The 12,356-nt window shown below is 63.7% G+C and carries 15 protein-coding genes and 1 tRNA gene; 3 read left to right on the top strand and 13 right to left on the bottom strand.

Annotated features, from left to right (window positions below; translation table 11 throughout):
• Positions 1-72 precede the first annotated feature (72 nt).
• The 3 genes from ftsX to prfB form a co-directional block, all read right to left on the bottom strand.
• Complete coding sequence (gene ftsX, locus D9V28_RS02630; protein WP_121658139.1) at positions 73-987, bottom strand: permease-like cell division protein FtsX; 915 nt, start codon at positions 985-987, stop codon at positions 73-75.
• On the bottom strand, positions 984-2,018 hold the full coding sequence (gene ftsE, locus D9V28_RS02625) for a cell division ATP-binding protein FtsE (RefSeq protein WP_121658138.1): 1,035 nt from the start codon (positions 2,016-2,018) through the stop codon (positions 984-986). Before ftsE ends, ftsX begins: the two co-directional genes overlap by 4 nt.
• 76 nt (positions 2,019-2,094) lie before the next feature.
• A complete protein-coding gene (prfB, locus tag D9V28_RS02620) occupies positions 2,095-3,204 on the bottom strand; it encodes a peptide chain release factor 2 (protein WP_121658137.1) in 1,110 nt (369 codons plus the stop codon).
• A 66-nt stretch (positions 3,205-3,270) separates the two neighbouring features.
• Here prfB and D9V28_RS02615 point away from each other — a divergent pair, with 66 nt between their 5' ends.
• The gene (locus tag D9V28_RS02615) at positions 3,271-4,545 is read left to right on the top strand and encodes an MFS transporter (RefSeq protein ID WP_121658136.1); all 1,275 of its coding nucleotides are present in this window, start codon (positions 3,271-3,273) and stop codon (positions 4,543-4,545) included.
• Here D9V28_RS02615 and D9V28_RS02610 read toward each other — a convergent pair.
• The 9 genes from D9V28_RS02610 to D9V28_RS02570 all read right to left on the bottom strand — a co-directional run bounded on the left by D9V28_RS02610 (position 4,542) and on the right by D9V28_RS02570 (position 10,377).
• Entirely contained in the window at positions 4,542-4,889 is a 348-nt protein-coding gene (locus D9V28_RS02610; protein WP_121658135.1) for a hypothetical protein, read from the bottom strand. The two genes, D9V28_RS02615 and D9V28_RS02610, sit on opposite strands and share 4 nt — an antisense overlap.
• The gene (locus tag D9V28_RS02605) at positions 4,886-5,692 is read right to left on the bottom strand and encodes an SDR family oxidoreductase (protein WP_121658134.1); all 807 of its coding nucleotides are present in this window, start codon (positions 5,690-5,692) and stop codon (positions 4,886-4,888) included. The genes D9V28_RS02610 and D9V28_RS02605 overlap by 4 nt, the downstream gene beginning before the upstream one ends.
• A 122-nt stretch (positions 5,693-5,814) precedes the next feature.
• Positions 5,815-6,261: a Tad domain-containing protein gene (locus D9V28_RS02600; protein ID WP_121658133.1), complete on the bottom strand. Its 447-nt coding sequence runs from the start codon at positions 6,259-6,261 to the stop codon at positions 5,815-5,817.
• Positions 6,258-6,728, bottom strand: a complete 471-nt coding sequence (locus D9V28_RS02595) for a hypothetical protein (protein ID WP_121658132.1) — start codon at positions 6,726-6,728, stop codon at positions 6,258-6,260. Before D9V28_RS02595 ends, D9V28_RS02600 begins: the two co-directional genes overlap by 4 nt.
• Positions 6,718-7,122, bottom strand: coding sequence for a TadE/TadG family type IV pilus assembly protein (locus D9V28_RS02590; protein WP_229727697.1), 405 nt, complete (start codon positions 7,120-7,122; stop codon positions 6,718-6,720). Before D9V28_RS02590 ends, D9V28_RS02595 begins: the two co-directional genes overlap by 11 nt.
• A 1-nt stretch (position 7,123) precedes the next feature.
• A complete protein-coding gene (locus D9V28_RS02585) occupies positions 7,124-7,309 on the bottom strand; it encodes a hypothetical protein (protein WP_121658131.1) in 186 nt (61 codons plus the stop codon).
• A gap of 40 nt (positions 7,310-7,349) precedes the next feature.
• On the bottom strand, positions 7,350-8,288 hold the full coding sequence (locus tag D9V28_RS02580) for a type II secretion system F family protein (protein ID WP_229727696.1): 939 nt from the start codon (positions 8,286-8,288) through the stop codon (positions 7,350-7,352).
• Positions 8,285-9,148: a type II secretion system F family protein gene (locus D9V28_RS02575; RefSeq protein WP_121658130.1), complete on the bottom strand. Its 864-nt coding sequence runs from the start codon at positions 9,146-9,148 to the stop codon at positions 8,285-8,287. The genes D9V28_RS02580 and D9V28_RS02575 overlap by 4 nt, the downstream gene beginning before the upstream one ends.
• Entirely contained in the window at positions 9,145-10,377 is a 1,233-nt protein-coding gene (locus D9V28_RS02570; RefSeq protein ID WP_121658129.1) for a TadA family conjugal transfer-associated ATPase, read from the bottom strand. Before D9V28_RS02570 ends, D9V28_RS02575 begins: the two co-directional genes overlap by 4 nt.
• A 133-nt stretch (positions 10,378-10,510) precedes the next feature.
• Here D9V28_RS02570 and D9V28_RS02565 point away from each other — a divergent pair.
• Together D9V28_RS02565 and D9V28_RS02560 are read left to right on the top strand one after the other, a co-directional pair.
• A tRNA-Leu gene (locus D9V28_RS02565) sits at positions 10,511-10,592 on the top strand.
• Between the two features lie 67 nt (positions 10,593-10,659).
• Complete coding sequence (locus tag D9V28_RS02560; RefSeq protein ID WP_121658128.1) at positions 10,660-11,421, top strand: DedA family protein; 762 nt, start codon at positions 10,660-10,662, stop codon at positions 11,419-11,421.
• Here the strand turns inward: D9V28_RS02560 and D9V28_RS02555 are convergent.
• On the bottom strand, positions 11,418-12,326 hold the full coding sequence (locus D9V28_RS02555) for a cation diffusion facilitator family transporter (protein WP_121658127.1): 909 nt from the start codon (positions 12,324-12,326) through the stop codon (positions 11,418-11,420). The two genes, D9V28_RS02560 and D9V28_RS02555, sit on opposite strands and share 4 nt — an antisense overlap.
• Between the last annotated feature and the right edge of the window lie 30 nt (positions 12,327-12,356).

The raw sequence follows: 12,356 nt of genomic DNA, 5'->3' as shown, positions 1-12,356 counted from the left end.
GCTTGCGTGAAAAGCGCCTGGCGCGGTGCCCGGCAGCCCATCAGTCTAACAACACGGCAAGCGCCGTGTGAGCTAGATCTTCAGATACCGCTTGATGGCGAAGTTCGCCGAGAGGGCAGCAAGCACCATTCCGACGAGCAGCAGCAGTGGCACAACGACAATCGCGTCGGAGATGTCGACGAAGTTCACGAACGGCATCATCGGAGCCAGGTATCCGTCGATGAAGAAGTACACGATCGCGATGACCGCTCCACCGGCGAGGATCGACCCGATCACCGCGGAGAACACGCCCTCCAGAATGAACGGCGTCTGAATGAACCGGTTCGACGCGCCGACCAGGCGCATGATGCCGATCTCTTTCCGCCTGGAGTACGCGGACAGTCGAATCGTTGTTGCGATGAGCAGAACGGCCGCGATAAGCATGAGCGCCGCGATACCGATGGCTGTATAACTGGCGACGTTGAGCACCCTGAAGATGGCGTCGAGATACTGCCTCTGGTCGGTCACTTCTTCAACACCTGGTGTTCCGGAGAACGCTTCGACAAGAACCTCGGACTGCGACGGGTCCTTGAGGTTTACCCAGTAGGTCTCGTTGAGCTGCTCAGGCGCGACCAGCTGCGCGAGCTGGTTGCCCTCGAACTGCTGCTGGAAGTTGTCGTACGCCTGCTGGTGATCCTCGAAGTAGCTCTTGTCGATGAACGGTGCGAGCGTTTCTGACTCGAGCTGGCCAAGAACCCCGGCCTTTTGCTCCTCGTTCGCTGCCCCGGCCGTGCAGGTCTCCGCCTGCGAGTCTGCCGTGCAGAGGTAGATGGCGACCTGCGCCCTGTCGTACCAGTAGTTCTTCATCTGGCCGATCTGCATCTGCATCAGAACCGCGGTGCCGACGAAGGTGAGCGAGATGAAGGTGACCAGAATGACCGAGATCACCATCGACACGTTGCGGCGGAGCCCGGTTGAGGCCTCCTGCCAGATCAGGGAGAGCCTCATCGAACCGGCCCCACGTTCTGCTCGTCGCCCGTATCCGGGTCGACGGTGCCACGCAATCCAAGTCGCTCGGCGAGCGAAAGGTGCTCGGTGAGGTCACTCGTCGCCTCGGGGCGAGGAAGTGTGATGGCACCCGTCGCGTTCGATGCGCCGTCGGTGTCCGTCGTGTCGTCCACCGTAGCGACGCGAGTGGGTGCTGGAACGCTCGCGACAGCATCCGTTGTCGAAATCAAAATCTGGTGTGCCTTCGTTTCTGCGTCTGCCTCAGCTGTGGCCTCACGCACCTGATCGCGGGCGATCTTGGCTGACTGGCCCTTGGCGACGGCGGGCCTGAGCTCTGGCACGACGCCGGTTGTGCCGTATCCGCCTTCTCGCTCGTCACGAACGATGACGCCGTCGACGAGTTCGATCACGCGGCGCTGCATCTTGTCGACGATGCCGGCTTCGTGGGTGGCCATCAGCACTGTGGTGCCGCCGGCGTTGATGCGCTCGAGAATCTGCATGATGCCGGCGCTGGTCGCCGGGTCGAGGTTTCCGGTCGGCTCATCGGCCAACAGCACCTGGGGCTTGTTGACGACGGCGCGCGCGATCGCGACACGCTGCTGCTCGCCACCTGAGAGTTCGTGCGGGAGGCGGTCAGCCTTGGTTTCGAGGCCGACCATCTTGAGCACGTCAGGCACGGCCTCCTGAACGTAACCGCGAGACTTTCCGATCACCTGAAGAGTGAACGCCACGTTCTGAAACACAGTCTTGTTCGGCAGGAGGCGGAAGTCCTGGAAGACCACGCCGACGTTGCGACGGAAGTACGGGATCTTGCGGCTCGAAATCGAGCCGAGGTCGTTACCGAGGACGAAGATGGATCCGGAGGTCGGCTTCTCCTCCTTGAGGATCAATCGCAGGCAACTGGACTTTCCCGAACCTGACGCACCGACGAGAAAGACGAATTCTCCTCGAGCGATTTCCAGGTCCATGCTGTCGATTGCCGGACGCTTGGTGCCGGAGTATTTCTTCGTGACGTTCTCAAACCGAATCATGACTCTCCGAGCCTAGGCAGCGATCGAAGCAATGACGGCATGACACGCCTGTGACCGGGACTCCGGCCCGGATCGGCTAGTTGTCGACGGGCTGTTTACGCCAACGGATGCCTGCGGCGATGAATCCGTCAAGGTCACCATCGAAGACGTTCTGCGGGTTATTGACCTCAAAGTCCGTGCGCAGGTCCTTGACCATCTGGTACGGCGCCAGAACGTATGACCGCATCTGGTCACCCCAGCTGGCCGTGATGTTTCCGGCAAGTTCCTTCTTCTTGGCGTTCTCCTGCTCGCGCTGGACAAGAAGCAGTCGGGACTTGAGCACGCGCATCGCCGCTGCCCGGTTCTGAATCTGGCTCTTCTCGTTCTGGCAGCTCACGACGATGCCCGTCGGCAGGTGGGTGATCCGCACAGCCGAGTCGGTCGTGTTGACCGACTGTCCACCGGGGCCTGACGACCGGAAGACATCGACCCGGATGTCATTGTCTGGGATGTCGACCTCTTCGGTCTCGGCCATCAGCGGAACGACCTCGACTGCCGCGAAGCTCGTCTGCCGTTTGCCTGCCGAGTTGAAGGGGCTCATTCGCACCAGACGGTGGGTCCCAGCTTCGACGCTGAGCGTTCCGAACGCGTAAGGCGCATCGATCTCGAACGTCGCGCTCTTGATGCCCGCTTCCTCCGCGTAGCTGGTGTCGAGAACCGTCGCCTTGTACTTGTGCTGCTCGGCCCAGCGCAGGTACATCCGGAAGAGCATGTCGGCGAAGTCAGCGGCGTCAACACCACCGGCGCCAGCGCGGATGGTCACAACAGCGGGCAGCGGGTCGTACTCACCGTTGAGCAGGGTCTGCACCTCGAGGCTGCCGATCTGCTTCTGCAGGTCGGCGAGTTCGGTGCGCGCCTCGGCAGCGGAGTCCTCGTCGCCCTCGGCGTTCGCGAGTTCAATGAGCACCTCGAGGTCGTCGAGCTGCTGCTCGATGGCGACGATCCGGGCCAGCTCTGACTGCCGGTGGCTGAGGGCGCTGGTGATCTCCTGTGCCTTCTCGGTGTCGTCCCACAGGTCAGGAACACCGGCCTGTGCGCTGAGGTCAGCGATGTCAGCGCGAAGAGCGTCCAGGTCGACAACCTCGCGGATGTCCTGGAAGGTGGCTCGGATGGAAGCGATTTGGGCACTCAGGTCTAGATCTAACATGTCGAGTCCAGCCTACCTTTGGCGAACGTTCGAGCGTCTGCCCGCCGCGGCATACACTGAAAAGTGATGACCACCGACAAATCGACAGCCGAGTTTTCCTTCCGCTCCGTCGCCGTCGTGGTGTTTCTTCCCACACTGTTGTTCTCGATCGGCGAAGGTGCGCTCATCCCGCTCATTCCCGTTGCAGCCACCAACCTCGGTGCGAGCCTGGCCATCGCCGGTGTGATCTCCGGCATGGTGATGATCGGTGAGCTCGTCGGAGACATCCCCAGCGGTTGGCTCGTGAGCAAAATCGGCGAGCGCGTCGCCATGATCGGCGCGTCCGCGATCTCCGTGCTCGCCGTACTCGGCGCTGTGCTTGCGCCGAACGTCTGGGTTCTCGCGGCGGCCATTTTCGTCCTCGGCCTGTCGACAGCGGTGTTCGCCCTCGCCAGGCACGCGTTCATGGCAAGCTACGTGCCGATCCAGTACCGGGCTCGAGCCCTGTCCACCCTCGGCGGGGTGTTCCGGGCCGGCCTGTTCATCGGCCCCCTCATCGCCGCTCCCGTCATCCATCTCACCGGCGGAGCGCAGGGCGCGTTCTGGATCATGGTCGTCTCCTGCCTGGCCGCCGTGCTCATTCTCATCTTCCTTCCGGACCCCGAATCGGTGTTCTCCCGAGCATCGCATCCGCAGGCAGCGCATTCGACCCACGCTGCAGGCACACAATCGCCCGGCGCCCGATCCAACGGACTGTTCCACACGATCTGGAACTCCCGCGGGGTCCTCGTCCGGATGGGGTCAGGAGCGGCCCTCATCTCGGCGATGCGCGCGACCCGCACCATCATCCTCCCGCTCTGGGCGGTCAGCCTCGGCGTCAGCGAGGTCAACACAGCACTGATCATCGGCATCGCTGGAGGCGTGGACTTCGCGCTGTTCTACGCGAGCGGCCAGATCATGGACCGCTTCGGTCGCATGTTCAGCGCGATCCCATCCCTGATTGGACTAGGACTCGGGATGCTGTTACTCGCCTTCACGCACGATTCCCCGAATGCGGTCGGCTGGTTCATCGCGGCCGCAGGGCTGCTCGCGGTCGCCAACGGGATCGGCAGTGGAATTCTGATGACGCTCGGCGCCGACCTCGCCCCGGTCGGCTCCCCCGCCCCGTTCCTCGGCGCGTGGCGGTTCACCGGCGACCTCGGTGCCGCTGGCGCGCCTCTTCTCGTCGGCGGACTCACCGCCGTGCTGTCCGTGTCGTTCGCGGCAGGGCTGATCGGTGTCGTCGGCATCCTCGGCGCGATTCACCTCGCGCGAATCATGCCGCGGTACCTGCAGCCGAGGCCCGGCCGCAGGCTCCCCTAGCTCCCGCCGGGGGACGCCGCCTGAACACTCGACACCACGAAGACGGTGACGAGGCCCACAAGGGCGATGCCGCCAAACAGAGACGCCATAACTGTCAGCCGCGACCGACCGGGAGCCGACACAAACCGCGTGACCACCAGTGCTCCGTACAAAATCACCACAAACGCGGCGCCCACCGCAGCGATCACCGTGTGAATCGACATCAGGGGCACGAGCACGGCCAGCACGATGATTGTCAGCAGGGTCCCAAGCCCAAGCCAGATTGCTCCGGTCGAGGTTTGCAGGGCCGGCTGGTTCCGCATCAGTGTCGGGTCGTCCTCCCGGCGGTCGCCGTCGCTCGTCACTGCTTGTCCGCCTCCCGCCAGGTGTCACTCTCAATGTGAGAACCGGCCTGCGGCCCCATCTGCAGCATGCCACCGTCAACAGGCCACGACGCGCCCGTGACGTAGCTCGACGCCGGTGAGGCGAGGAAGGCGATGACGGCCGCGACCTCCCGGGCGTCACCGGGCCGGCCGAGCGGCACTCCAGGTCGCTTCACCTCGTGCGGGTCCTGATCGGTCTGACCGGTCATCGGCGTGGCGATCTCACCGGGAGCGACGGCGTTCGCGGTGATGCCGTGTTCCCCAAGCTCAAGCGCCAGTGTTTTGAGCAGCCCTCCGAGTCCGTGCTTCGCGGCGTCGTACGCAGCTGACCCAACGCGGGGCTGGTGTTCGTGGACGCTCGTCACTCCGATGATCCGTCCGCCGTTGCCCGCAGCGACCATACGCCGCGCAGCCCGCTGGATGCAGACAAAGGCTCCGTCGAGATCGGCCGCGACGGTCTTTCTCCAGTCCTCAAGCGGCATCTCGAGAAACGGTCCGTTGTCACCCCTGCCCGCGTTGTTGACGAACACGTCCACTCCGCCGAGCTCCTGGGCAAGCGCGTCGATCGCGTCGCCGCAGCCGTCGAGGTCGGTGGTATCGAGCCGCGCCGTGACGGCGTTGCGTCCGAGCTCGCGCACCTCACGCGCCGTTCCCTCCGCGCCGTCTTCGTCGCTGTGCCAGGTGATGCCGACGTCCATTCCCGCTTCGGCAAGGGCGACAGCTGTTGCACGCCCAATTCCGGAGTCCGCTCCGGTGACGATCGCGAATCGTGGCTCAAAACTCATGAAGTTGCTCCTTCGATCGGGCACGAGTGGAACGTGCGTGGTGCTTCTACGCAACACCGGCTGTCCTGAGCCGTTCAACCCCTTGACACGGTTCTCCCGCCGCACGACACGGCACTCCCGGGTCAGCGGAACACGCTCCGAGCCACGCTTGTGACTTCCAGACGGATGCCATCTGGCACGAACGCGGTCAGCACCGGCGGCCGCCAATACGACGAGAGGGTCACCGTCGCGCTTCTCCCATCGAGTGAGACGGCCTGCTCCAGGCGGAGTTCCTCGAACCTTCCTGTCGGGTTGTTGCCGAGGAACTCCTCCACATCTGCGGAAACCCCGGCAGAGGACAGCGTCACCCGGGGCACACCGTCGTTCACTGACACCGTCGATAACTCGAACGATTCCGCACCAACGAGAGCGGCAGCATCCGCAAGACTGAACAGCCGTTTGCGTTCGACGTACAAGGACGTTGCGGCCGCCACAAGCAGAATCACGATGAGGGAGAGCATGCCGTAGAAGATCGCGAGAATGAGCGTCGACCCGTCGTCGTTCGGCCGGCCCTGCTTCAAGGACGTCATTGCTCGGTCCAGAACCGGGAGACCCGCTGGGTCGCGGACGATTCAATCGGAACACTTGCCGCCGAGGAGAGGTCGAGAACGTCTGGGACCAGTGGAAGGGGCACATTCACGCGAACGGTGACGGTCACGATTGCGTTGCGTGAAGGGCAACTCGGAGCACCGGAGCACTGCACACTCGTGGAGGCGGAGGCCGCGTTCACACCGTAGTCGGCCAGGCCAAACTCGATGGCTCTGCTCGCGCGCGCCGCAGCCTCCTCCTGGTTGGGCGCCTGAACGAACACGCGGACAGCCTGGCGTGCAGCACCCTCCACTGCGAGCGTGCCCGCTTGCAACGCGGCCAGCGTGATGACCAGGTAGACCAGGGGCACAAGCAGAATCAGACCGACCGTGATGAATTCGAGCGCCGCCGTTCCCGTCTCGCTCCTCAGCCCTCGGAGGACACGACTCGAACCAGCCCTATTCGGCATCGTCCAGTGTTTCGACGGCAGCATGCGCGTCGACCTCCAGCCCTTTGTCGAGGCCGAGCAGCCCGATCACCGGCAACGTGGTGACCACCCGAATTTCGGTACTCGCGTGACCGAGGTACGTGCCGTAGCTTGCGGTGATGTCGCCAGCGAAATCGGATCCGACGGCGGTTGTGATGAGCTCGCGGGTGCGCTCGACTCCATCAGCGAGACCGTTGTCGGCTAGCGCCGCGAACCGCGCGCCTTCCGCTGCAGCATCGGTCACCGTGTTGCGAACATGAAGGGCAAGGCCCAACTGCAGCACCGAAACCGTGAGCAGGGTGAGAAGGACGGTAACCAGGGTGAACTCGACGACGGCCGATCCGTCGTCGTTGCGCCAGTCCAGGCGTGCGAACACGTCAGAGCCCGGAGACCCTGCTGATGGCCTGTTCGAAGATCTGGCTGAGCGCCGGACCAGCCAGTCCCCAGATGACAATGACAAGTCCTGCCGTCATTAGGGTGATCAACACCCAACCGGGCACGTCTCCCGTGTCGTCGTTGAGCTGGTCAGCGATGGTGTGGCGAAGTCGCCGCAGTGTCTTCATGAAGCTCTCTCCTTCTCGTGTGTCGGTGTTGCATCGCGGGTCAGAAGCCGGACTGAAGTACGAAGATTCCGGGGAAGATTGCGAACAGAATGGACAAGGGCAGGATGAGGAAGACGAGCGGGATCAGCATCGCGACCTCCTTCTTCCCCGCGACCTCAAGCAGTGCTCGCTTGGCATCGTCCCTGGCGTCCTGCGCCTGAGCCCTGAGCACCTCGGCAAGCGGCGATCCTCGCTCGAGTGCGGCGACCAGTTGCTCGACACAACGGTTCAGAGCGGGAATGTCTGCCCGCCGAGCGACATCGGTCAGCGCTGTGGCGAGCGGCACTCCCGTGTGAACAGCGGTGACGACACTTCGAAACTCCCTGCTGAGTTCGCCTGAGCCGATATTCCCCATCCGGCGAAGCGCGTCGAGGATGCCCTCACCCGCTGAGAGGCTGAGGCTGAGAAACTCGAGCACGGTCGGAAGCTCGGCGGTCATTCGGTCCGCCCGGGCCGTCGCTTGCCTCGAGAGGGCGGTGTCGCGAAGTACCAGCCCGCCGATGCCGCACAGGATCGGGAGCGCTATGACCAGCGCAACCGGGAGCATCCGATTCACCGATCCGATTCCAGCACCCACGACACCCAACCCGAGTCCGGCCAGGCACCACAGAAGCTGCTCTAGCCGAAACCTCTGCACGTCGATATCCACACCGGCGCGGTCGAGGTTGCGTTGCACAATCGCGCTCCCGCCGAGCACAGCGGTCAGGCTGGCGCTGAGCCTTCGTAACGCAGGGCTGAGCAGCCTGCCGAGAATCGGAAGAGGATCGGTGAATCGCCTCTCGGTGTAGAGCCGGGCGCCCTCGGACACATCAACAAGATACGGCGCAACCCGGTCAGCCAGGGTGGGGCCGCCGAACCGGGGCAGCATGGCGACGATGGACCAGAGCCCGAGGCCCAGGGTCGCACCGAAGAGGATCCCCCAGCCCAGCGACGTGCTCACGTGAACCACCGCCTCTCCTGCGGCAGCCTGCCGAGCGCGAGCATGATTCGGTAAGCGATCACTGAGACGGCAGCACCAACGGCGATGAGCACCGCTCCACCTGGCGAGTTGTATGCGACGGATGCCTCGGGGCGCGTTGACAGCAGGAGGAGAATGAGCCACGGAGCCGCGACGCCCAGTTTGGCGGCGCTCTTGATCCACGATTGCCTGGCCTCGACTTCCGAGCGGATCGCGTGATCGGACCGAAGGTAGGCGGACAAACTGCGCAGCACGGTTGCGAGGTCTGCGCCGCCGACCTCACGCGCCATTCGCAGGGTTTCTATGATCCGGTCCGGTACCGGGTCCGCGAGGTGATCCTTCAGCCGATCAAGGCTTCCGCTGAACGAACCGGTGCTGCGGTAATCACGCTCGAATCCGGCAAACTCTTCCCGAAGCATCTCAGGGCCCGTGCGCGAGAGGCTGGCAACGGCGTCGGGCAGGGCAAGGCCCGAACGGACGGACCCAACGAGGTGATCGACGACATCGGGCCACAAGGCACGGTGAGCCATCCGCTTGGCTCGCGCACGCCATCGAACGAGAAGAACGGGAAGTAGCCCTCCAAGAACAGCTCCACAGAGGCCAAGCGCGAGCACCCCTGTGAGAGCGAACGCGAGTGCGGCAACGAAAACACCGGCGAGGATCGAGAGCGCCAGAAAGACTGGAACCGGCACGGCCGCGAGGCCCGCACCTGCGAGCGCCGAGTGAAGCCGCCCACTGCGTCGCGCCGTTGGCCGGGTGCGCTCGTCCTTCGCGGGGAACAGCCAGGGTGACGCGGTGAGCAGCACACCGGCCGCGAGCAGGCACCCGAGGAGGAAGGTCATGTTCCGCCCCTTCGGAGGATCGCACTCGGGTCGATTCCCGCGGCATCAAACTTGGCGCGTTTTGTGGGGTGGCTTCCTGTTGCCTGCAACAGACCGTCGCGCAGCCCGAACAGCCGACTTGCCTCGATCACCGGGCCGTTCAACACCCCGCTCAGCGCGAGGATCTCGTGAACCCGGCGAAACCCGCTGCCGTCGATCTCGAGATGCACCACGATGTCGATGCATGACGCGACGGTCGGCTGCACGAACGCGGAGTCGATATTGCGCCCGGCCAAGAGCGGCAATGTTGACAGCTTCACGAGCGCGTCCCGGCCTGAGTTCGCGTGGATCGAACACATCCCGGGAAGTCCCGAGTTCATGGCGATGAGCAGGTCGAGGCTTTCAGCCTCACGAACTTCGCCGACCACGAGCCGGTCCGGTCGCATCCTGAGCGCCTCCTTGATGAGACGGCGCAGTGTGACCTCACCGCTGCCTTCGAGGTTCGGCTGTCGGCACTGCATGGCGACGACGTCAGTTGCGGAGAGGTCGAGCTCGAACGTCTCCTCGACGGTGACGATGCGCTCGTGCGCTGGCGCCGTGCCGAGCAACGCGCCGAGCAGCGTGGTCTTGCCAGCCTGGGTACCGCCTGATACCAGGATGTTTTGGCCGCTGCGAACGCAGGCCCTGAGAAACTCGGCAGCCTGCGCGCTCAAGGAGCCGAGGGCAACCAGCTGGGCGAGATCGCGGACGTTCCGTCGGAATTTGCGAATGTTGACCGCAACATGCCGCCTCGTGACGTCTGGAATGGTGACATGAAGTCGTGAGCCGTCTGGCAAGGAAGCGTCGACGAACGGAGAGCTGAGATCGACACGCCTTCCCGTGGATTGCAGCATGCGCTCGACCAAGTCACGAACCGCGGCCTCGGTGAGCACAGTGTTGGTGAGCTCAGCCACGCCGTTTCGTGCGACGAAAACCTTGGTCGGCGAGTTGATCCAGATCTCCTCAATTCCAGGATCATCGAGATATCCCTGGAGCGGCCCGAAACCGGTGAGCGTCGCGACGATCTCGCGCTCAGTTGCGTCCTCGTCGGCGATCAGCGGGAGAGTGCCTCCGAGCGCTCGTTCGCTGTAGCGCCGAACTTCCTCACGAACGTAGGTCTGCGCGAGCCCCGATGACGACGAGAGGTCCGCCCCATCGCGCCGCACTCGCTCGCGAATGCGGTCGGTGATGATCTCGGTGGCCGAATTCATGGAGGAATTCTGCCCGAAACCGACAGGGGCCCGCTTAAGTTATCCACAGGCCACAATTGGGGTGCCCCCGAGGCGGGAGCAAGTGGTCCCCCCGGTTTACAAGCCTCCGCTTCCCCCTAGACTTGTACAGCCAGCGGGAGTGGTGAAATTGGCAGACACGCAGGATTTAGGTTCCTGTGCTTTCGAGCGTGTGGGTTCAAGTCCCACCTTCCGCACGGATCGAGTGGCCCGACAGTCACACCGACCATCGCCGAGCAACGACTTACGGAGTAGTAGCCGCTCATGATTTCGACAGGCCTCATCCCCTGGCTCGACCCGGAAAGCATCATCGGTTCAGCAGGGCCATGGGCGCTACTCGTTGTTTGCCTCATCGTCTTCGCCGAGACCGGCTTGCTCATCGGCTTCCTGCTCCCCGGCGACACACTCCTCGTGATCACCGGCCTCCTCACGTTCCACGGCATGCACTCCGGAACGGCGACAGGCCTCGACCTCGAAATCTGGTGGGTCGCGCTTGCGATCGGTTTCGCCGCTTTCCTCGGCGGAGAGGTGGGCTATCTGATCGGGCACAAGGCCGGTCCGCGAATCTTCGAACGCAAGGAGTCGGGGATTTTCAGCGTGACGAATGTGCAGCGCACCAATGCATTCTTCACCCGCTTTGGCGGACTCGCCGTCATCCTGGCCCGCTTCGTCCCGATCGTCCGGACCTTCGCGCCCGTCGCTGCCGGCGTTGGCCACATGAACTACAAAAAGTACTCGCTGTACAACTTCATCGGCGCCATCATCTGGGGCGTTGGCCTGACTTACTTCGGCTATTTCCTCGGCTATATCCCGCCGGTGGCGAACTTCGTCCAGGAATACATCGACGTCATTCTCATCTCCGCCGTGGTGATCACCCTGATCCCGACCATCTGGCACTACATTCAGTCCAGCCGCAAAGCAAAACATGAAACCGCCGCAGGGCCCGATGGCCGCACCGATGCGGAAGAAGCAGCCCACCTCGCGCTCGATCCCGAAACCTTCCGGAAGAAGCCCGACGTTTCTTAAGGGTGCTGCGGATGCTCGTGGCCGGCGTGTTTCGCTGGCTCAAGTTGGAACGTAGAGTGCTCGACGTCAAAATGGCCGCTAAGGCAAGCTGAGAGCGTGTCAAGCATCTCCCCGGTCCTTCCCCCGCTGAAAACCTCGGCGTCGACGACCACGTGAGCGGTGAAGACGGGCTCTCCCGACGTGATCGACCAGACATGGACGTCGTGCACATCGACGACGCCTGGAGCGCCCCGGATATGATCGCGGATCTGCTGCACGTTTGTGTCGGCCGGTGTTGACTCGTTCAGCACACGCCACACATCGCGAAGCAGCACCCATGCCCTCGGGAGAATACCGGCCGCGATGAGCAGGGACGCGATGGCGTCAACCTGCACGAGGCCGGTGAACAGGATGATGATTCCGGCGATCAGCACACCGACCGAACCGAGCAAATCGCCAAACACCTCGAGATAGGCGCCACGCATGTTGAGCGATGTTTTAGCCGAACTCCTGAGGATGACCATCGAAACGGCATTTGCGATCAGGCCGATGACGGCCACTACGAGCATCGGTGCAGCAAGGATCTCGATTCCCGACGGATCGAGCAGGCGCTGGATGCCCTGGTAGCCGATCCCCCCGGCCACAACCAGGAGGAGAAGTCCGTTGAGCAGCGCGCCAAGCACCTCGGTCCGGCGATAGCCATAGGTGTGCCGCTCGCTGGCAGGCTTCGCGGCGATACTGAGCGCCACCAGGGCGATGAGCAGTCCGGTGAGGTCGCTGAGCATGTGCCCGGCGTCAGCGAGCAGGGCGAGCGATCCCGTCAGGATGCCGCCGACGACCTCAGCGACGAAGACCACCGCGACGATGGCCAGGACCACGAGAAGACGGGAGCGGTGAATATCGCGCGGTGTGTGATCGTGGGCCATAACACCACGCTAGGCGGCACTGCAGCTCCG

Origin of the sequence: Mycetocola zhadangensis (genome assembly GCF_003668565.1) — a bacterium.
In the GTDB taxonomy this organism is placed as follows: domain Bacteria; phylum Actinomycetota; class Actinomycetes; order Actinomycetales; family Microbacteriaceae; genus Mycetocola_A; species Mycetocola_A zhadangensis.
This window is presented reverse-complemented; position numbering and strand designations above follow the sequence as displayed.

What these genes read in the sequence shown, in the direction of transcription:
- ftsX (WP_121658139.1), bottom strand. Translation starts at nt 987, where the DNA reads ATGAGGCTCTCCCTGATCTGGCAGGAGGCCTCAACCGGGCTCCGCCGC.
- ftsE (WP_121658138.1), bottom strand. Translation starts at nt 2,018, where the DNA reads ATGATTCGGTTTGAGAACGTCACGAAGAAATACTCCGGCACCAAGCGT.
- prfB (WP_121658137.1), bottom strand. Translation starts at nt 3,204, where the DNA reads ATGTTAGATCTAGACCTGAGTGCCCAAATCGCTTCCATCCGAGCCACC.
- D9V28_RS02615 (WP_121658136.1), top strand. Translation starts at nt 3,271, where the DNA reads ATGACCACCGACAAATCGACAGCCGAGTTTTCCTTCCGCTCCGTCGCC.
- D9V28_RS02605 (WP_121658134.1), bottom strand. Translation starts at nt 5,692, where the DNA reads ATGAGTTTTGAGCCACGATTCGCGATCGTCACCGGAGCGGACTCCGGA.
- D9V28_RS02600 (WP_121658133.1), bottom strand. Translation starts at nt 6,261, where the DNA reads ATGACGTCCTTGAAGCAGGGCCGGCCGAACGACGACGGGTCGACGCTC.
- D9V28_RS02595 (WP_121658132.1), bottom strand. Translation starts at nt 6,728, where the DNA reads ATGCCGAATAGGGCTGGTTCGAGTCGTGTCCTCCGAGGGCTGAGGAGC.
- D9V28_RS02585 (WP_121658131.1), bottom strand. Translation starts at nt 7,309, where the DNA reads ATGAAGACACTGCGGCGACTTCGCCACACCATCGCTGACCAGCTCAAC.
- D9V28_RS02575 (WP_121658130.1), bottom strand. Translation starts at nt 9,148, where the DNA reads ATGACCTTCCTCCTCGGGTGCCTGCTCGCGGCCGGTGTGCTGCTCACC.
- D9V28_RS02570 (WP_121658129.1), bottom strand. Translation starts at nt 10,377, where the DNA reads ATGAATTCGGCCACCGAGATCATCACCGACCGCATTCGCGAGCGAGTG.
- D9V28_RS02560 (WP_121658128.1), top strand. Translation starts at nt 10,660, where the DNA reads ATGATTTCGACAGGCCTCATCCCCTGGCTCGACCCGGAAAGCATCATC.
- D9V28_RS02555 (WP_121658127.1), bottom strand. Translation starts at nt 12,326, where the DNA reads ATGGCCCACGATCACACACCGCGCGATATTCACCGCTCCCGTCTTCTC.